Origin of the sequence: Arthrobacter sp. KBS0702 (genome assembly GCF_005937985.2) — a bacterium.
Lineage (GTDB): Bacteria > Actinomycetota > Actinomycetes > Actinomycetales > Micrococcaceae > Arthrobacter.
The window spans coordinates 1203069-1219699 of the sequence record NZ_CP042172.1 but is presented as its reverse complement, the minus strand read 5'-3'; the positions used below and the strand labels follow the sequence as shown (position 1 = coordinate 1219699).

The 16631-nt window shown below is 69.0% G+C and carries 15 protein-coding genes; 3 read left to right on the top strand and 12 right to left on the bottom strand.

Annotated elements, in window-relative coordinates; translation table 11 throughout:
* Nucleotides 1-67 precede the first annotated feature (67 nt).
* Both FFF93_RS05550 and FFF93_RS05545 read left to right on the top strand, forming a co-directional pair.
* Complete coding sequence (locus FFF93_RS05550; protein ID WP_138769807.1) at nucleotides 68-1723, top strand: sensor histidine kinase; 1656 nt, start codon at nucleotides 68-70, stop codon at nucleotides 1721-1723.
* Nucleotides 1720-2472, top strand: a complete 753-nt coding sequence (locus FFF93_RS05545; RefSeq protein WP_138769808.1) for a response regulator — start codon at nucleotides 1720-1722, stop codon at nucleotides 2470-2472. The genes FFF93_RS05550 and FFF93_RS05545 overlap by 4 nt, the downstream gene beginning before the upstream one ends.
* 497 nt (nucleotides 2473-2969) lie before the next feature.
* Here the strand turns inward: FFF93_RS05545 and FFF93_RS05540 are convergent, their stop codons facing one another.
* The 7 genes from FFF93_RS05540 to FFF93_RS05510 form a co-directional block, all read right to left on the bottom strand.
* Nucleotides 2970-3803 (bottom strand): CoA ester lyase, encoded by an 834-nt coding sequence (locus tag FFF93_RS05540; RefSeq protein ID WP_138769809.1) that lies wholly within the window; start codon nucleotides 3801-3803, stop codon nucleotides 2970-2972.
* Nucleotides 3800-4351, bottom strand: coding sequence for a MaoC family dehydratase (locus tag FFF93_RS05535; RefSeq protein ID WP_138769810.1), 552 nt, complete (start codon nucleotides 4349-4351; stop codon nucleotides 3800-3802). Before FFF93_RS05535 ends, FFF93_RS05540 begins: the two co-directional genes overlap by 4 nt.
* Nucleotides 4348-5109, bottom strand: a complete 762-nt coding sequence (locus tag FFF93_RS05530) for a CoA transferase subunit B (protein WP_138769811.1) — start codon at nucleotides 5107-5109, stop codon at nucleotides 4348-4350. The genes FFF93_RS05535 and FFF93_RS05530 overlap by 4 nt, the downstream gene beginning before the upstream one ends.
* Before the next feature lie 2 nt (nucleotides 5110-5111).
* Nucleotides 5112-5906 (bottom strand): CoA transferase subunit A, encoded by a 795-nt coding sequence (locus FFF93_RS05525; protein WP_138769812.1) that lies wholly within the window; start codon nucleotides 5904-5906, stop codon nucleotides 5112-5114.
* Nucleotides 5907-5924: 18 nt separating this feature from the next.
* Entirely contained in the window at nucleotides 5925-7088 is a 1164-nt protein-coding gene (locus tag FFF93_RS05520) for an acyl-CoA dehydrogenase family protein (RefSeq protein ID WP_138769813.1), read from the bottom strand.
* 68 nt (nucleotides 7089-7156) lie between these two features.
* Entirely contained in the window at nucleotides 7157-9373 is a 2217-nt protein-coding gene (locus FFF93_RS05515) for a biotin carboxylase N-terminal domain-containing protein (RefSeq protein ID WP_261375314.1), read from the bottom strand.
* Between the two features lie 8 nt (nucleotides 9374-9381).
* The gene (locus FFF93_RS05510) at nucleotides 9382-10989 is read right to left on the bottom strand and encodes a carboxyl transferase domain-containing protein (RefSeq protein WP_138769815.1); all 1608 of its coding nucleotides are present in this window, start codon (nucleotides 10987-10989) and stop codon (nucleotides 9382-9384) included.
* A 159-nt stretch (nucleotides 10990-11148) separates the two neighbouring features.
* Between FFF93_RS05510 and FFF93_RS05505 the strand changes: the two genes are divergently transcribed.
* Nucleotides 11149-11775: a TetR/AcrR family transcriptional regulator gene (locus tag FFF93_RS05505; RefSeq protein WP_138769816.1), complete on the top strand. Its 627-nt coding sequence runs from the start codon at nucleotides 11149-11151 to the stop codon at nucleotides 11773-11775.
* Between the two features lie 222 nt (nucleotides 11776-11997).
* Here FFF93_RS05505 and FFF93_RS05500 read toward each other — a convergent pair whose 3' ends face one another.
* The 5 genes from FFF93_RS05500 to pdhA form a co-directional block, all read right to left on the bottom strand.
* The gene (locus tag FFF93_RS05500; protein WP_138769817.1) at nucleotides 11998-12291 is read right to left on the bottom strand and encodes a helix-turn-helix domain-containing protein; all 294 of its coding nucleotides are present in this window, start codon (nucleotides 12289-12291) and stop codon (nucleotides 11998-12000) included.
* A complete protein-coding gene (locus tag FFF93_RS05495; protein ID WP_138769818.1) occupies nucleotides 12288-12692 on the bottom strand; it encodes a VOC family protein in 405 nt (134 codons plus the stop codon). Before FFF93_RS05495 ends, FFF93_RS05500 begins: the two co-directional genes overlap by 4 nt.
* Nucleotides 12693-12994: 302 nt before the next feature.
* A complete protein-coding gene (locus tag FFF93_RS05490) occupies nucleotides 12995-14404 on the bottom strand; it encodes a dihydrolipoamide acetyltransferase family protein (protein ID WP_138769819.1) in 1410 nt (469 codons plus the stop codon).
* Nucleotides 14401-15411: an alpha-ketoacid dehydrogenase subunit beta gene (locus FFF93_RS05485; RefSeq protein WP_138769820.1), complete on the bottom strand. Its 1011-nt coding sequence runs from the start codon at nucleotides 15409-15411 to the stop codon at nucleotides 14401-14403. The genes FFF93_RS05490 and FFF93_RS05485 overlap by 4 nt, the downstream gene beginning before the upstream one ends.
* Nucleotides 15411-16589 carry a pyruvate dehydrogenase (acetyl-transferring) E1 component subunit alpha gene (gene pdhA / locus FFF93_RS05480; protein ID WP_138769821.1) on the bottom strand — a complete coding sequence of 393 codons (1179 nt, stop codon included), beginning with the start codon at nucleotides 16587-16589 and terminating at the stop codon, nucleotides 15411-15413. Before pdhA ends, FFF93_RS05485 begins: the two co-directional genes overlap by 1 nt.
* Between the last annotated feature and the right edge of the window lie 42 nt (nucleotides 16590-16631).

Sequence of the window (16631 nt, the reverse complement as noted above, 5' to 3'; positions counted from 1 at the left end):
ATATTGGTCACGGCAGAACGGCGTCATCCGGCACGGGGCGCAGGCCGCCGGATGGGAGACTCGTGACATGGTTCACAGGATTCCGCTGCGTTTCCAGCTGGTCGCCCTCCAGCTCGGAATCGTCCTGGCCGTGCTCACCGCCGTCGGCGCCGTGACGATCCGGATGCAGGAGGCGCAGCTGCGCGACGCCTACAAGGGACGGCTGATCGGCGTCGCCGAAAGCGTGGCCCGGCTGCCCTCCGTGATCGATGCCTTCGGCACGAGCTCCCCCGCGCAGACCATCGCGCCGATCGCCGAAGTCATCCGCCAGGCCTCCAACGTGACCTATGTGGTCGTGACAGACCGCAACGGGGTGCGCCAGTCCCACCCGAACCCGGAGGAGATTGGCAAACCCGTCTCCACGGACCCCTCCGTGCCGCTGTCCGGGGACATCTATGTGGGCACCCAGACCGGGACCCTGGGCGAGTCCTGGCGGGTCAAGGTCCCCATCTTTGACCGCGCCGGCACGGTGATCGGCACCGCCTCGGTGGGCCTGCTGGAGAGCACCCTGGCCGCGGACCTTTACGAGGACCTCCCCCAATTGTTCGGCTGGCTCCTCGGCGCCGCGCTGCTGAGTTCCCTCGGCGCCATGTACGTCTCGAAGCTGGTCTGGCGCCGGATCTACAAACTCGAGCCCGAGGACATCGCCGCCCTGTTGGAGACCCGCGACGCCATGCTGCACGGCCTGGGCGAGGGCCTGTTGGCGGTCGACGCCGAGGGCAGGGTGGCGCTGGTGAACGACGAGGCCCGCCGGCTGCTCGGCGTCGGCGAGGAGATCATCGGCTCGCTGGCGACCGCGTCACTGGAGCCCGGCATCCACCGCCTGCTCGCGGCCGGTTCCAGCACCGAGGAGCTGGTCCTGTCCGGTGAGCGGATACTGCTGGGCAAGGTCAACACGGCGACCGTCGACGGCCGCGAGGTCGGAAAGGTCCTGATCCTGCGCGATCGGACGGAACTGCACACCATGCTGCGGGACCGGGACGGCGCCCTGGACGTGACCCAGGCCCTCCGTGCCCAGGCGCACGAGTTCGCCAACAAGCTGCACGTCATCTCGGGGCTGCTGGAACTGGGCGAGCAGTCCAAAGCGGTGGAATACCTGGGCCGCAGCCACAGCGACGCGGCCTTCGTGAACCGGCCGCTCGCCCCGGGAATCACCGACGACGGCGTCCGGGCCCTGCTGATCGCGAAGTCCACCGTCTGCGCGGAGCGCGGCATCGACATTGTGGTCGATCCCGGGTCGGTCTGCTCCCCCGACGGCACCGATGATGTCGTCACTGTCCTGGGCAACCTGATCGACAACGCCGTGGACGCCACCGGCTACGACAGCACAATCGCCGTCGTCCTGGCCGAGACGCCCGCGGGGCAACGGATGCTGACCGTGGACGACGACGGCCCGGGCGTCCCGGAGGCCGAGCGGGAGGCGGTGTTCGAGGCCGGCGTGACGAGCAAAGAGCCGGACGGGATCAACACCCGGGGGTTCGGCCTGGCCCTGGTCCAGCGCGTGGCCCGGCGCCGGGAAGGCACGGCCGCGGTGTCCGGTTCGGAGCTGGGGGGCGCCTGTTTTACGGTAACTCTTAGGACCCCGGGGCCCGGCGCGCCCGGCCCCGGGACAGCCGGCCCCGGGACAGCTAGCGCCGGGACAACCGTGCCCACGACAGACGAGGCGGTACTGGAGCAACTATGAGCGGCATACGCACCCTCATCATTGACGACGACGTGGCTGTGGCGGGGATCCATCATGGTTTCCTGCTGGCGCGCGGCGGCTTCGAGGTCGTCGGCACAGCCCATACCGGGCAGCAGGGCCTGGACCTCGCGGCGGAACTGCTGCCGGAACTTGTCCTGCTGGACATCCACCTGCCGGATATGTCCGGCCTGGACGTGCTGCAGGGACTGCGCAACCGGCCGCAGCAACCGGTGGACGTGCTGGTCATTACCGCTTCGCGGGAGCTTGAGACGGTGCGCTCCGCGATGGCCGGCGGCGTCCTGCACTACCTGGTCAAGCCCTTCACGTCGCAGGCCCTCAACGAGCGGTTGGACGAATACGTAGAGTTGCGCGACGAACTGGCGGCCGGGTCTGCGGCCGGCCCTTTGGACCAGGAACGGATCGACCGGCTGGTGGCACCCTCGCGCCGGGCTGTCCCGCCGGAATCCGCGGCCGAACCGGCGGAGGCGACGGCGGGAGGTCCGGCGGCGGGAGGTCCGGCGGCCCGGCTGCCCAAGGGACTCTCGCGGCCCACCCTGGACGCCGTCATCGACGCTCTGCAGTCCAGCCAGGGGGACGTTTCCGCGGCCGGCCTGGCCCTGCAGCTGGGCCTGTCCCGGGTCAGTGCCCGCCGCTATCTGGAGTACCTGGTGGTCACCGGCTGCGCCCGGCTGACCCCGCGGTACGGTGCAGCCGGACGGCCGGAGAACCGGTACCTCTGGCTCCGGTGAGCATGCCCATCCCCCACCAGCCGCGACGAGCATGCCCATCCTTCGGCGTGGATCGGGGCAGGTCTCGGCCGCAACCTACGCCCATTTGACGGAGTTGGCCGGTATGGCCCCTCGCATTCCGGCCATCTCTGGCGAATCGATGAGAATACAGGCGGGGCGGGCCACGCCAGCAGCCACGCAGGTGACACCCGCCAACGCCCATTTGACTTAGTTGGCCGCTATGGACCCTCGCATTCCGGCCATCTCTGGCGAATCGATGAGAATACAGGCGTGGCCGGGAGGGCACCGTGGCTTTCTGCGGGCCCGGCCATGCCAGCAGCCACGCAGGTCACACCCGCCAACGCCCATATGACTTAGTTGGCCGCTATGGACCCTCGCATTCCGGCCATCTCTGGCGAATCGGCGAGCTCACGGCAGCCAAAGCCCGCCCAGCACCAAGCCAGCGTTCGGCGGACTCCCGGCCTGGGCCCGGGGCTTCCCCTGTCGGCGCCTGGAAGCTACCGCCCGGCGCGGCGGAGCGTGGACTCGGCGTGCTTGAGGATGGGCCCGTCGATCATCTTGCCCTGGTACTGGAACACGCCCGTGCCGGCGGCAGCGGCGGCGTCGAGCAGTTCCGTTGCCGCGGCGACGTCGGACTCGGACGGGGCGTAGGCCGCCCGGACCACGGCCACCTGGTTCGGGTGGATGCACGCCTTGGAGCCGAAGCCGGACGCGACCGCGTCCCGGGACTCTATGGCGAGTCCCTCTAGGTCCGGGATGTTGACGTAGACCGAGTCAACCGCTTCCTTGCCGAAGGCCCGGGCGGCCAGCAGCACCGTGGAGCGGGCGTGCAGCGCCACGGCCCGGTAGCCGCCGTCGTCGTGGCGGCTGGAGGTGCCCCCGAGCGAGGCGAGGAGGTCCTCGGCGCCCCACATCAGGCCCACCACGTTGGGTTCGGCGGCGATCGCGGCGGCGTTGACGATGCCGGCAGCCGTCTCGCACAGGGCGATGACGCTGTAGCCCTCGAGCTCCTTGAGCTGGGCGGCGCTTTCGGCCTTGGCGAGCATCACATGCCGGTAGGGCGTGTGCTTGAGGCAGTGCAGGTCCTTTTCGAACTCCTCGGTGCCGGCCGGGTTGATCCGGATGATCGTGCGGCTGGGGTCCAGTTCGGGGACGTCCCCGGCGGAGCCGAGCTGGGCGAGGATGGCGCCGCGGGCGCGCTGCTTATCCGCCGGCGCGACGGCGTCCTCGAGGTCCACGATCACCGCATCGGAGCGCTCGGCCGCCTTCTGGTAGCGCTCGGGGCGGTCGGCGGGGCAGAACAGCAGGGCGGGGCCCATCAGGAAAGTCATGACCCTATTGTCCCCTTTTGCGCCGCTTCCGGTGCGGCGGGGGCGTGCGCCTCGCGCGTCCACATCAGGCAGCTGCGCGTCGCGAGGGCCACGACGGTGCCGTCCTGGTTCCGTCCGGTGTGCTGCATGGTCACGATCCCCTGGCCGGGCCGGGAGGAGGACAAACGCTTGCCGGTCACCTCGGTCTCCGTGTAGAGCGTGTCCCCGTGGTACAGCGGGTGCGGGAAGGACACATCGGTCAGTCCGAGCTGGGCGATGATCGTGCCCTGCGTGAGCTGCGGGACGGACTGGCCCACCAGGGTGGCGAGGGTGAACATCGAGTTCATCAGCCGCTGCCCGAAGGGCTGCCCGGCGCTCCACGCGGCGTCCAGGTGCAGCGCCTGGGTGTTCATGGTCATGGTGGTGAACAGCACGTTGTCAGTCTCCGTCACGGTCCGGCCGGGCCGGTGCGCGTAGAGGACCCCCTCTTCGAGTTCGTCGAAGTACAGGCCGCGCTGTTCGATCACCCGGCGGCCGCTTCCGGACCCGGGCGTTGCATTCGTTGTCATACGGTCAGTTCCTGGTCTTCCTCGAAAAGTTCGGCACCGGTGGCCGCTGCCACGTCCTCGGCGGTGACGTCGGGGGCCAGCTCCCGCAGCACCAGCCGGGACTTGTCCCCTTCGGTCACGACGTCGATCACAGCGAGGTCGGTGATGATCCGGTCAACGCAGCCCTTGCCCGTTAGGGGCAGGGTGCACCGTTCCACGATCTTCGGGTTGCCGTTGCGGTCCACGTGCTCCATCATCACGATGACCTTCTTGGCGCCGAAGACCAGATCCATCGCCCCGCCCATGCCCTTGACCATCTTGCCGGGGATCATCCAGTTGGCGAGGTCGCCGTTCTGCGCCACCTCCATGGCGCCGAGGACCGCGACGTCGACGTGGCCGCCGCGGATCATGCCGAAGGAGGCGGCGGAGTCGAAGAACGCCGCGCCCTTGTTGACGGTGACGGTCTCCTTGCCGGCGTTGATCAGGTCCGGATCAACCTGGTCCTCCCCCGGGTACGGCCCGACGCCCAGGATGCCGTTCTCCGAGTGCAGGACCACCTCGACCCCGGCCGGGATGTAGTTGGGAATCAGGGTCGGCATGCCGATGCCGAGGTTGACGTACTGGCCGTTCTGCAGCTCCTTCGCCACCCGGGCGGCCAGTTCGTTGCGCGTCCAGCCCTTGCGCTGCTCACCGCCGGCGTGTTCGACGGCGGAGCGCCGGTATTCGTGGCGGACCGCCTCGGGCCGGGGCGGCGCGCCCTGCGCGTTGTTCGTCTCCACGGCTAGGCTCCTGACTGCTCTGTAGTGCTGGAGGTGGTGCTGGAGGTGGTGCTGGAGGTGGTGCGTTTTTCGATGCGCTTCTCGGCGTGCGGCGCGAGCACCACGCGCTGGACAAAGATGCCGGGGACGTGGACGTGCTCCGGGTCCAGTTCGCCGGGCTCCACGAGTTCTTCGACCTCGGCGATGGTGATCTTCCCGGCCATGGCGCAGAGCGGGTTGAAGTTCATCGCGGTGGCGTGGAAGACCAGGTTCCCGTGCCGGTCGCCCTTCCAGGCGTGCACCAGGCCGAAGTCAGGGGTCAGGGCCTCCTCCAGCACGTAGTCGGTGCCGTGGAAGCTGCGGACCTCCTTGGCCGCGGAGGCGACCGCGACGTTCCCGTCGGCGTCGTACTTCTGCGGCAGGCCGCCGTCGGACACCTGGGTGCCGACGCCCGCGGGGGTGTAGAAGGCCGGGATCCCGGCCCCGCCGGCACGCAGTTTCTCCGCGAGCGTGCCCTGCGGGGTGAGGACCACCTCCAGTTCGCCGGCGAGGTACTGCCGCGCGAATTCCTTGTTCTCCCCCACGTACGAGCTGATGGTGCGGCGGATCCTGCCGTCCTTGAGCAGGATCCCGAGCCCCCAATCGTCCACGCCGCAGTTGTTGCTCACGGTTTCCAGGTCCGTCGCACCGTTCTCGTGCAGGGCATCGATCAGCGCCACGGGGATGCCGCATAAGCCGAAACCGCCGACGGCGAGCGAGGCGCCGTCGCGGATGTCCGCGACGGCCTCGGCGGCGCTGGCAACAACTTTGTTGATCATCGGGATCCTTCCGGCCGGCTACAGTCCCAGTTCGCGGGCGATCAGCATCAGCTGGACCTCCGTGGTGCCCTCGCCGACTTCAAGGATCTTGGAGTCGCGGTAGTGGCGCGCCACGGTGAACTCGTTGATGAAGCCATAGCCGCCGAACACCTGGGTGGCGTCCCGCGCGTTGTCCATGGCTGCCTCGCCTGCGACCATCTTAGCGATGGCGGCCTGGGTCTTGAACGGCTTGCCGGCGAGCATCCGGGCGGCCGCGTCGTAGTACGCCAGCCGGGCGGTGTGGGCGCGTGCTTCCATCCGGGCGATCTTGAACGCGATGGCCTGGTATTTCCCGATGTTTTGGCCGAAGGCGCTGCGTTCCTTGGCGTATTTCACGGCCTGGTCCACGCAGCCCTGGGCGGCGCCGACCGCGAGTGCGGCGATTGCGATCCGGCCCTCGTCGAGGATGGAGAGGAAGTTCGCGTAGCCGCGGCCCCGGGTGCCGAGCAGGTTTTCCTCGGGGACGCGGACGTTGTCCAGCGTCAGCGGGTGGGTGTCGGAGGCGTTCCAGCCGACCTTGTTGTACGCCTTCTCCGCCGTGAATCCGGGGGTGCCGGCGGGCACCAGAATCGTGGAGATTTCCTTCTTGACGCTGCCGTCCGCCCGTTCCTCCTGGCCGGTCACCGCGGTGACGGTGACGAGCTTGGTGATGTCGGTGCCGGAGTTGGTGATGAACTCCTTGTTCCCGTTGATGACCCATTCCCCGCCCTCGAGGCGCGCGGTGGTCTTGGTGCCGCCCGCGTCGGAGCCGGCCTCGGGCTCGGTCAGGCCGAAGCCGGCGAGCGCCTTGCCGGAGGCCAGCAGCGGCAGCCATTCCTGTTTCTGGGCGTCGTTGCCGAAGCGGTGGATCGGCATAGCGCCGAGGGAGACGCCTGCCTCGAGGGTGATGGCGACCGACTGGTCCACCCGGCCGAGCTGTTCGAGGGCCAGGGCCAGGGCAAAGTAGTCCCCGCCCATGCCGCCGAATTCCTCCGGGAACGGCAGGCCGAACAGGCCCATGTCCGCCATCTGGGAGACGACCTCGTAGGGGAAGCTGTGCTCTTCGTCGTGCTTGGCGGAGACCGGGGCCACCACCTCGTCGGCGAATTCGCGCACGGTGTTGCTGAGGTCCTGGTAGTCCTCGCTGAGTTCAAAATCTGGCATGGGGGTGACTCCTTGGTCGGTATGTCTATGAAGCTGTGGCTGAGGTCTGGTGCTGAAAGTGTGGGGTGCTAGTCCGCGGCGCCCATGGCGATCACGGATTCCTCGACAGTGTCTTCGGCTTTCGAGGGTTCGTGCGGGTGGATCGTCGCGAGGACCTGGTCAGCCTTGACGAGGTCGCCGGAGGTGACAGTGATGTGCACGGTTCCGTCGAGGGGCGCCACCAGCTGGTGCTCCATCTTCATGGCCTCCACGGCGAGCAGGACCTGACCGGCTTCGACGGCGTCGCCGTTGCTGACCGAGACGGAGACTACGGTGCCCGGCATCGGCGAACGCACCGCCGGGTCCGCGGCGCCTTCCTCGCGTTCGACGGCGGCCAGCACCCGGGCGAGCCGGGTTTCGCGGGTGAGCACCTCGAGCCGGCAGGACCAGCCCTCGTTGCCGAGGAAGAGTTCCGTCGGCGCCCCGGGGGACGGCTCGTCCCAGTCAGGAATGACCGGCCCGGTGTAAACCGGCGCGAAGGTGTAGGCCGTGGTGCCGCCGTCGAGGTCCAGTTCCCCCTCGCAACGGCTGGTGGGCCGCCAGAGCGCTGTCCGCTGCGGACCGCCGTCGACGGACACCCGGAGGAGGCCTGCCGCCGGATCGTCGGCAACGGCCACCGTCGCGACGCCGCCGTCCGGCGTGCCCAGGCTGATCCGCCGCGGCACCCGGACACCCAGCCGCCAGCCGTCCCGGCGCTGCCAGGGCCCGGCTGCGGGCGCGGACTGGTGCTGTTGCTCCGTCTGCGCCAGCGCGAACAGGGCGGCGGCAACGAGTTCGGCCTCGCCGACGCGGCGGAAGCTGAAGTCCGGCAGCTTGCGCTCGATCAGCCCGGTATCGAGCCGTCCGGCGCGGACGTCGGCGTCGTTGATCAGCAGGCGCAGATACTCGACGTTCGTGTCGATGCCCAGCGCCGTGTACTCGGCGAGCGCCCCGTTCAGGGTGTCCAGGGCCGCGCTGCGGTCCTGCCCCCAGGCGATCACCTTAGAGATCATCGGGTCGTAGCTCGATGAGATCTCCAGCCCCTGGACCAGCGCCGAGTCCACCCGGACACGGCCACCGGCGGTTTCGACGTCGCTGCGGGCTGCGGCGCCGGGCCGCTGCGCGGGGCGAGGGATCTCATCCAGCAGCAGCACCGTCCCGGTGGACGGCAGGAAGTTCTTCTCCGGCACCTCGGCGTAAACGCGGGCCTCCACCGAGTGGCCGGTCAGCACGACGTCGTCCTGCCCGATGGTGAGTTCCTCGCCGGCGGCGACGCGGACCTGCCACTCGACCAGGTCGATACCGGTGACCATCTCGGTGACCGGGTGCTCGACCTGCAGCCGGGTGTTCATCTCCATAAAGAAGAACTCATCCGGGGCGTTGTCGGAGACCAGGAACTCCACGGTGCCGGCGCCGGAGTAGTTGACGCTGCGGGCGGCGTTGCAGGCCGCCTCGCCGAGCCGGGCACGGATCCCGGCGCCGTCGGGCAGGGATTCGAGCAGCGGCGACGGTGCTTCCTCGATGACCTTCTGGTGGCGGCGCTGCAGCGAGCACTCACGCTCCCCCAGATGGATGACGTTGCCGTGGTTGTCCGCGAGGACCTGCACCTCGATGTGCCGCGGGGTGGTGACGAGCCGTTCCAGGAACAGCGTGTCGTCGCCGAAGGCGCTGGCGGCGACCCGGCGGGCCGTGGCCAGGGTGGCCTCCAGGTCCTCGGCACGTTCGACAATGTGCATGCCCTTCCCGCCGCCGCCGGCGGAGGGCTTGATCAGGAGCGGGTAGCCGACGCCGGCCGCGGCCTCGATGAGCTGCGCGTCGCTCATGCCGGGTTCGGCGATGCCCGGCACCACGGGGACGCCGTAGCCGGTGACGTGGTTCTTGGAGCGGATCTTGTCTCCCATGACGTTGAGGGATTCGACGCCGGGGCCGATGAACGTGATGCCGGCCCGCTCCAGGGCGCGGGCGAAGTCGACGTTCTCGCTCAGGAAGCCGTAGCCGGGGTGCACGGCCTCCGCGCCGCTGTCGCGGCAGGCCTGGATGATGGCCTCGATCTTGAGGTAGCTCTCGGTGGCGGCCGCGGGGCCGATCCGGACGGCGACGTCGGCCTCCCGCACGTGGCGGGCGCCGGCGTCGGCGTCGGAATAGACGGCCACCGAACGGATGCCCAGGGCGCGCAGGGTTCGGATCACGCGGCAGGCGATCTCGCCGCGGTTGGCGACCAGGACGGTGCCGAAAAGCGGCTTCGTAGGTGAAGAAGTAACAGTCACAGCGTGGCTCACATCCGGAACAGGCCGAAGGAGGTCTCCGGCAGCGGGGTTCGGGAGACGACATCGAGCGCCAGTCCCAGGACGGTGCGGGTGTCCGCGGGGTCGATCACGCCGTCATCCCACAGGCGCGCGGTGGAATAGTACGGGCTGCCCTGGTCCTCGTACTGGGCCTTGATCGGGGCCTTGAAGGCTTCTTCGTCCGCGGCGGACCATTCCTCGCCGCGGGCCTCGTACTGGTCCCGTTTGACGGTGGCGAGCACGCTGGAGGCCTGGTTGCCGCCCATTACGGAGATCCGGGAGGCGGGCCACATCCAGAGGAAGCGCGGCGAGTAGGCGCGGCCGCACATCGAGTAGTTGCCGGCGCCGAAGGAGCCGCCGATCACGACGGTGAGCTTGGGCACCCGGGCGGTGGCGACGGCCGTGACCATCTTGGCGCCGTTTTTGGCGATCCCGCCCTGCTCGTAGTCCTTGCCGACCATAAAGCCGGAGAGGTTCTGCAGGAAGATCAGCGGGATGCCGCGCTGGTCGCAGAGTTCGATGAAGTGCGCGCCCTTGAGCGAGGACTCGCTGAACAGCACGCCGTTGTTCGCCACGATGCCCACCGGGTGGCCGTGCAGCTTGGCGAAGCCGGTGACCAGGGTGGTGCCGTAGTTCTTCTTGAACTCGTGGAAGCGGCTGCCGTCCACCAGCCGGGCGATGACTTCGCGCACGTCGTACTGGGCGTTGACATCCGTCGGGACGGCGCCGTAGAGCTCGTCCGGGTCGGCCACGGGTTCGACGGCGGTGTCCACGTCCCAGACAGGCGCCGCCGGCTTCGGCAGGGTGGAGACGATGTCGCGGACGATCTGGAGGGCATGCTCGTCGTTCTCGGCCAGGTGGTCGGTGACCCCGGAGATTTTCGAGTGCACGTCTCCGCCGCCGAGTTCCTCGGCCGTGACGATCTCGCCGATGGCGGCCTTCACCAGCGGCGGTCCTCCCAGGAAGATGGTGCCCTGGTTGCGCACGATCACGGTTTCGTCGCTCATGGCGGGCACGTAGGCGCCGCCGGCGGTGCAGGACCCCATGACCGAGGCGATCTGCGGGATCTTCGCCGCGGACATCCTGGCCTGGTTGAAGAAGATCCGGCCGAAGTGCTCCTTGTCCGGGAAGACCTCGTCCTGCTTCGGCAGGAAGGCACCGCCGGAGTCCACGAGGTAGATGCACGGCAGCCGGTTCTCCAGCGCGATTTCCTGCGCGCGAAGGTGCTTCTTCACCGTCATCGGGTAATAGGTGCCGCCCTTGACTGTCGCGTCGTTGGAGATGACCAGGACCTGGCGGCCGTGGACCAGGCCGATCCCGGCGATCACGCCGGCGCCCGGGGAGTCGCCGTTGTACATGCCGTCGGCGGCCAGCGGGGCGATCTCCAGGAAGGGGCTGCCGTCATCGAGCAGCCGGTCGATGCGTTCGCGCGGCAGGAGCTTGCCGCGGGCCACATGGCGTTCCCGGGACTTTTCCGGGCCGCCCAGCGCGGCGGCGGCGAGGCGCTCTTTCAGCTCCCGGGCCAGGCCGAGCTGTGCCTCACGGTTCGCGGCATAGCCTGCGCTGCCGGCGTCCACCTGGCTGGCGATTGTCTCCATTGACTGCTTCCGTCCTCGGCCGTGGTGCCGGTGCCCCCACTGGGGGCGCCCGGCAATTTCGGTTAGTACCGCATAACTGAGATTTAGGTTAGTCTCTATTAACTGTGATGTCCAACACAGCACCGTTAAAACGGGACATTCGAGAAGAGGGACACGCCGGTGACCGAGTCCAGCCAGACCACCCAGCGAAGCCAGGCCAAGGAGAACCGCCGCAAGGCGCTGCTCACCGCGGCCGCCGCCCTCTTCGCCGCCGACGGCTTCAACCGGGTTTCGCTGGAGGACCTCGGCGCCGCGGCCGGAGTCAGCGGCCCGGCCGTCTACCGCCACTTCGCCGGCAAGCAGGCCGTCCTCGGCGCGCTGTTGCTCAGCGTCAGCCAGGACCTGCTGGAGGGCGGCCGGAGCGTGGTGGAGGGGTCGGCCGGCCCCGCCGCGGCCCTCGCCGGCCTGGTTGAATTCCACGTCGACTTCGCCCTCAGCAACCCGGACGTCATCCGGGTCCAGGACCAGGACTTCAGCAGCCTCGACGACGACGACGAGGCCGAGGTCCGCACCCTGCAGCGCAACTACGTGGAGCTCTGGGTGGACGTTCTGGCCGGCCTGCATCCGGACACCGACCCGGCCGAGCTGCGGATGCGCGCCCATGCCACCTTCGGGCTGATCAACTCCACGCCGCACTCGGTGCGGAACCATGGCCGCCGGATGGCGCTCAAGCGGGCCCGGCCGCTGCTGGAAAGCATGGCGCTGGCCGCCCTGATGGCGCCGACAACCCCCCGCCCGCTGGGCTGACGCGGGCGACGGCTTGCCCCGGCTTACCGGCGCGTTCCGGGGGCACGGCGCGTTCCGGGGGCGGATGGCATGCGAACCATGAGTTGCGGTCGCCGGGTGTAGAGCCGGCGAATTGCCGCCGCCCCGCAAGGGCTGGGCTTACGGGACCTGCCGCTCGGCCATGAAGCGCGGCGGAAAATACGCCATTACCGCGGCAACTCAAAAGGAGCAAGTGCGCGGCGCCTAGCCACGCCCAGGCCGCTCCTCGCCGCCCCAGCGGGCCAGCGCGATGATTGCCTCGCGCAAGGCGAGCCCTCTATCGGTCAGCGCGTAGGCCCTGGTGTTGTGCCGGAGGGGCAGGCGGGACAGTACGCCGGCGGCCTCAAGCTCGCGCAGACGGGTCGCGAGCATGTTGGTCGGCACTCCGAGGTCGCGCTGCAGATCGCCGTAGCGCTGTGGCCCGTCGAGCAGCCGCTCCACGATGAGCAGGGCCCACCGCGGTCCGACGATGTCGAGGGCCGCGGCGAGGTTGCTCACGCGGCCGGATCGGGGTCCGGCTTCATCCAAAACGGCGAGTAGTGATAGCCGTCGGGATCGTCGAATTGGCGCTGGTACATGAAGGGGTAGTCGTCGGTGTCACCGATCCGCCCGCCGGCGGCGCCGGCGCGTTCGATGAGCGCGTCGACCGCTTCGCGGCTGCCGAGGTCGAATGAGACCGTGACCTTCGAGGGAGTGTCGGGTCCGCCGACCAGCTCCTCGGCCCCGCCAACGCTTGCGTACATCTCGCGGCTCCCGAGCATGACGTACTGACCGGGCGCGATCGCGAAGCAGGACACGTTGTGATCGGACATCTCGGCGTTGAGGGTCCAGCCGAGGGCGGTATAGAACACGGTCGCGCGCTCGACGCTCTCAACCGGGCAGGTGATGAAAAGGCTCATGCGGCCCATACTTGCAAAATGCAAGTATGACGTCAAGCATCACCGGTGCTTCCCGACCTGCGGGCGCGCAGGCGCCCATTGATGGATAGGGCCGCGTAATAGGGACCAGGCCGCGCGTTAGGCCCTGGTTCAGACACGGATCCCCTTAGGGACCAGCGAAAGGGCGCGGCTCGACAAGCGGTGCCGAACCTTTCGTCGGGGCATCGAAGCTCAGCTGCGCATGGGACACCCGGACCGCGCCGAAACACAAAGCTGCCGGCCTCCCCGTCGCGGGGAAGCCGGCAGCTGCGAGCCCTCGGTGGCTAGACCATCGCGAGCGCCATGCCGGGATCGGCAAGGATGGCGCCCAGGTCCTGCAGGAACCGGGAGCCCTGCTCGCCGTCCACCAGCCGGTGGTCGAAGGACAGGCTCAGCGTCATGACCTGGCGCAGTGCCACCTCATCCTGGTACTCCCACGGCATTTTCCGAACCGCGCCGAGGGCCAGGATGGCGGCCTCGCCGGGGTTGAGGATGGGCGTGCCGGCGTCGATGCCAAAGACGCCTATGTTCGTGATGGAAACCGTCCCGCCGGAGAGGTCCGCCGGGGCGGTCTTGCCGGCCCGCGCGGTCTCGGTCAGCTCGGTCAGCGCCGTGGAAAGCTCCAGCAGGGACATCCGGTCCGCGTCCTTGATGTTCGGCACGGTCAATCCCCGCGGTGTTGCGGCCGCGATGCCGAGGTTGACGTAGTTGAACTGGACGATCTCCTGGTTGGCTTCGTCCCACCGGGCGTTGAGCGTCGGGTGGTTGCGGAGCGCGATCAGCACGGCCTTGGATACCAGGGTCAGCGGCGTCAGCTTGTAGCCTGCGAAGGCCCGGCTGGCCTTGAGCCGGCCCAGCAGTTCCATGGTGGGCGTGACGTCAAGGGTAAGGAACTCCGTGACGTGCGGAGCGGTGAAGGCGCTGGACACCATGGCCGCAGCGGTGAACTTCCGCACGCCCTTGATCGGGGTCCGGGTTTCCCGCTCGCCCTGGCCACGGGCCGCGGCGGCGGCCTGGCCGGCCAGTTCCTGCGGTGCCACCGGAAGGTCGCCGCCACCGACGAAGTTCCGCACGTCGTCGCGGGTGATGAGGCCGTGCTCCCCCGTGCCAGTGACGGCCGCGAGGTCGACGCCGAGGTCCTTGGCGAGCTTGCGCACCGGCGGCGTGGAGCGTGGACGCTCGGCTCCCGCGCCGTCGGCGGATGCCGGCGCCTGGGGCTCGGCCGCAGGCACTGTTGCCGCGGCGGGAGCCGGGGCAACTTCCGCGACCGGGGCAGCCTCGGCGGCGGGTGCGGCCACGGAGGCAGAGACGGGTGCTGCCGCGGCGGCGAAGCTGCGGGCACGGCGGGCCGGCCGGCCCGAGCCTTCCAGCACGGCGCCGTAGCCAACCAGATTCGGCTCCCGCTTGGCGGGGGCTTCCCCGGAGCCGGGGGCGCCGTCGTCGCCCTCCACCTCGAACGAAACGATCGGCTTGCCGACCTCCACCACGGTGCCCGGCTGTTCATGCAGGGCCGTCACAACACCGGCGAACGGCGAGGGCAGTTCGACGACGGCCTTGGCGGTTTCCACCTCGGCGATGATCTGGTTGAGCGTGACGGTGTCCCCGACGCCGACCTTCCACGCGACAATTTCTGATTCCGTCAGGCCTTCGCCGAGGTCCGGAAGCCGGAATTCCTTGATCATGGTGGCGGTCATCCTTCCAGCCCGCTAAGGGAGTTGGGGCGGCCCAGGGCCCGGTCGACGCCGTCGAGGATCCTGTCCAGGCCCGGCAGGTGGTGCATTTCAAGCTTTGAATACGGGTACGGGACGTCGAAGCCGGTCACCCGGACGGGCGCGGCCTCGAGGTGGTAGAAGCAGCGCTCAGTGATGCTGGCGGCCACCTCGGCGCCGAGGCCGCCGGACTGGCTGGCCTCGTGCGTGATGACGAGCCGCCCGGTCTTCCGGACCGAGGCTTCCAGGGTGGCGAAGTCCAGCGGGGCCAGCGAGCGAAGGTCGATCACCTCGATGGAGACGCCCTCATCGGCGGCCGCGAGGGCGGCGTCGCGGGCGGTCTTGACGAGGGGGCCGTAGGCAACGAGCGTGACGTCGGTGCCCTCGGTGACGACGCGGGCCTTTTCCATGGACAGGGCGGCGGAGAGGTCGAGCGACTCGTCCACCTCGCCCTTGTCGTGGTAGCGGCGCTTGGGTTCGAAGTAGAGCACCGGATCGTCGGAGGCGATGGCCTGCTGGATCATGGTGTGGGCGTCCTGCGGGTTGGAGACGCTTATGACGCGCAGGCCGGAGGTATGCGTGAAGTAGGCCTCGGGTGATTCGGAGTGGTGCTCCGGTGAGCCGATGCCGCCGCCGAAGGGCACGCGGATGGTGATGGGCATCTTCACGGCGCCCTGGGTGCGGTAGTGCATCTTGGCGACCTGGCTGACGATCTGGTCGAAGGCCGGGTAGATGAAGCCGTCGAACTGGATTTCCACCACAGGGCGGTAGCCGCGGTAGGCGAGCCCGACGGCGGTGCCGAGGATGCCGGATTCGGCCAGCGGGGTGTCCACCACGCGGTGCTTGCCGAAGTCCTTTTGCAGGCCGTCGGTGACGCGGAAGACGCCGCCGAGGGCGCCGATGTCCTCGCCCATGAGGATCACCTTGGGATCGTTTTCGAGGGACTTGCGCAGGCCCGAATTAATGGCTCGGGCAAAGGTCATCTGCGTCATCAGCGTGCACCTTCTTCGGAAGCGGCTTCTGCGGGATCGCCGAAGGAAGCCAGGTAACGGGCGTAGTGGTCCTGCTGGCGGTCCAGCGTGGAGTTGGGCGTGCTGTAGACGTGCTTGAAGATGTCCAGCGGCTGCGGCTCCGGCATGTTGATGGTGCCGGCGCGCAGTGCCTTGGCCACCGCGTCGGCCTTGGCGGCGACGGCGGCAACGAGTTCGTCGGTGAGCAGCCCCTTGCGCTCGAGCAGCGCCTTGAGCCGTTCGATCGGGTCCTTGGCGGCCCAGTCCTCGAGCTCGTTGGCGTCCCGGTAGCGGGTGGGGTCGTCCGCCGTCGTGTGCGGTCCCATCCGGTAGGTGACGGCCTCGATGAAGGTGGGTCCGCCGCCGCGGCGGGCGCGGTCGATGGCGATCCGGGTGGCGGCCATCACGGCCAGCACGTCGTTGCCGTCCACGCGCATGCTCGGAATGCCGAAGCCGGAGGCGCGGTCCGCGATCTGGATGTGGGACTGCAGCATCACCGGCTCGGAGATGGCCCAGTGGTTGTTCTGGCAGATGAACACGACGGGCGCCTGGAAGCTCGCCGCGAAGACCATGGCCTCGTTGACGTCGCCTTCGCTGGTGGCGCCGTCACCGAAGTAGGCCACGGCCACCGAATCGGCGCCGTCGTTCTGGATTCCCATCGCGTACCCGGTCGCGTGCAGCGACTGGGCGCCGATGATGATCTGCTGCGTCGCCACGTTCACGGTGTAGGGATCCCACCCGGCCAGGGCATTGCCGCGCCAGGCCTTGACGATGTCCGCCGGTTGTACCCCGCGGACGTAGGCGACGCCGTTGTCCCGGTAACTGGGGAAGACGAAGTCGTCGTCCCGGAGGGCCCGGGCCGAGCCTATCTGGGAGGCTTCCTGGCCCAGCAACGGGGGCCAGAGGGCCAGCTCACCCTGGCGCTGCAGGGCGGTGGCCTCGGCGTCGATGCGGCGGATCGCCACCATGTCCTCGTAGAGCGCGGCAAGCTGTTCGTCGCTGACGTCCTGGACCCAGGAGTCGAACTCCGGATTGCTTACGCGTTCACCTCCCGGGGTGATGAGCTGGACGAGATCGCCGCCCGAGCGCCTGTTTGATTCTGCACTGTTCCCGGGGCCGCCGGCGGCAATGCCGCCCTTGCCCGCGTCGTCGGTAAACACAGTTTGTCCGCAACCTTCTGACGTCGTCTGACCCTGCCCGCG

Excerpts from the sequence above, each read along its gene's own strand:
- FFF93_RS05525 (WP_138769812.1), bottom strand. The coding sequence starts at position 5,906 with ATGATCAACAAAGTTGTTGCCAGCGCCGCCGAGGCCGTCGCGGACATC.
- FFF93_RS05540 (WP_138769809.1), bottom strand. The coding sequence starts at position 3,803 with ATGACTTTCCTGATGGGCCCCGCCCTGCTGTTCTGCCCCGCCGACCGC.
- FFF93_RS05490 (WP_138769819.1), bottom strand. The coding sequence starts at position 14,404 with ATGACCGCCACCATGATCAAGGAATTCCGGCTTCCGGACCTCGGCGAA.
- FFF93_RS05510 (WP_138769815.1), bottom strand. The coding sequence starts at position 10,989 with ATGGAGACAATCGCCAGCCAGGTGGACGCCGGCAGCGCAGGCTATGCC.
- FFF93_RS05550 (WP_138769807.1), top strand. The coding sequence starts at position 68 with ATGGTTCACAGGATTCCGCTGCGTTTCCAGCTGGTCGCCCTCCAGCTC.
- FFF93_RS05520 (WP_138769813.1), bottom strand. The coding sequence starts at position 7,088 with ATGCCAGATTTTGAACTCAGCGAGGACTACCAGGACCTCAGCAACACC.
- FFF93_RS05495 (WP_138769818.1), bottom strand. The coding sequence starts at position 12,692 with ATGAGCCTTTTCATCACCTGCCCGGTTGAGAGCGTCGAGCGCGCGACC.
- FFF93_RS05485 (WP_138769820.1), bottom strand. The coding sequence starts at position 15,411 with ATGACGCAGATGACCTTTGCCCGAGCCATTAATTCGGGCCTGCGCAAG.
- FFF93_RS05545 (WP_138769808.1), top strand. The coding sequence starts at position 1,720 with ATGAGCGGCATACGCACCCTCATCATTGACGACGACGTGGCTGTGGCG.
- FFF93_RS05535 (WP_138769810.1), bottom strand. The coding sequence starts at position 4,351 with ATGACAACGAATGCAACGCCCGGGTCCGGAAGCGGCCGCCGGGTGATC.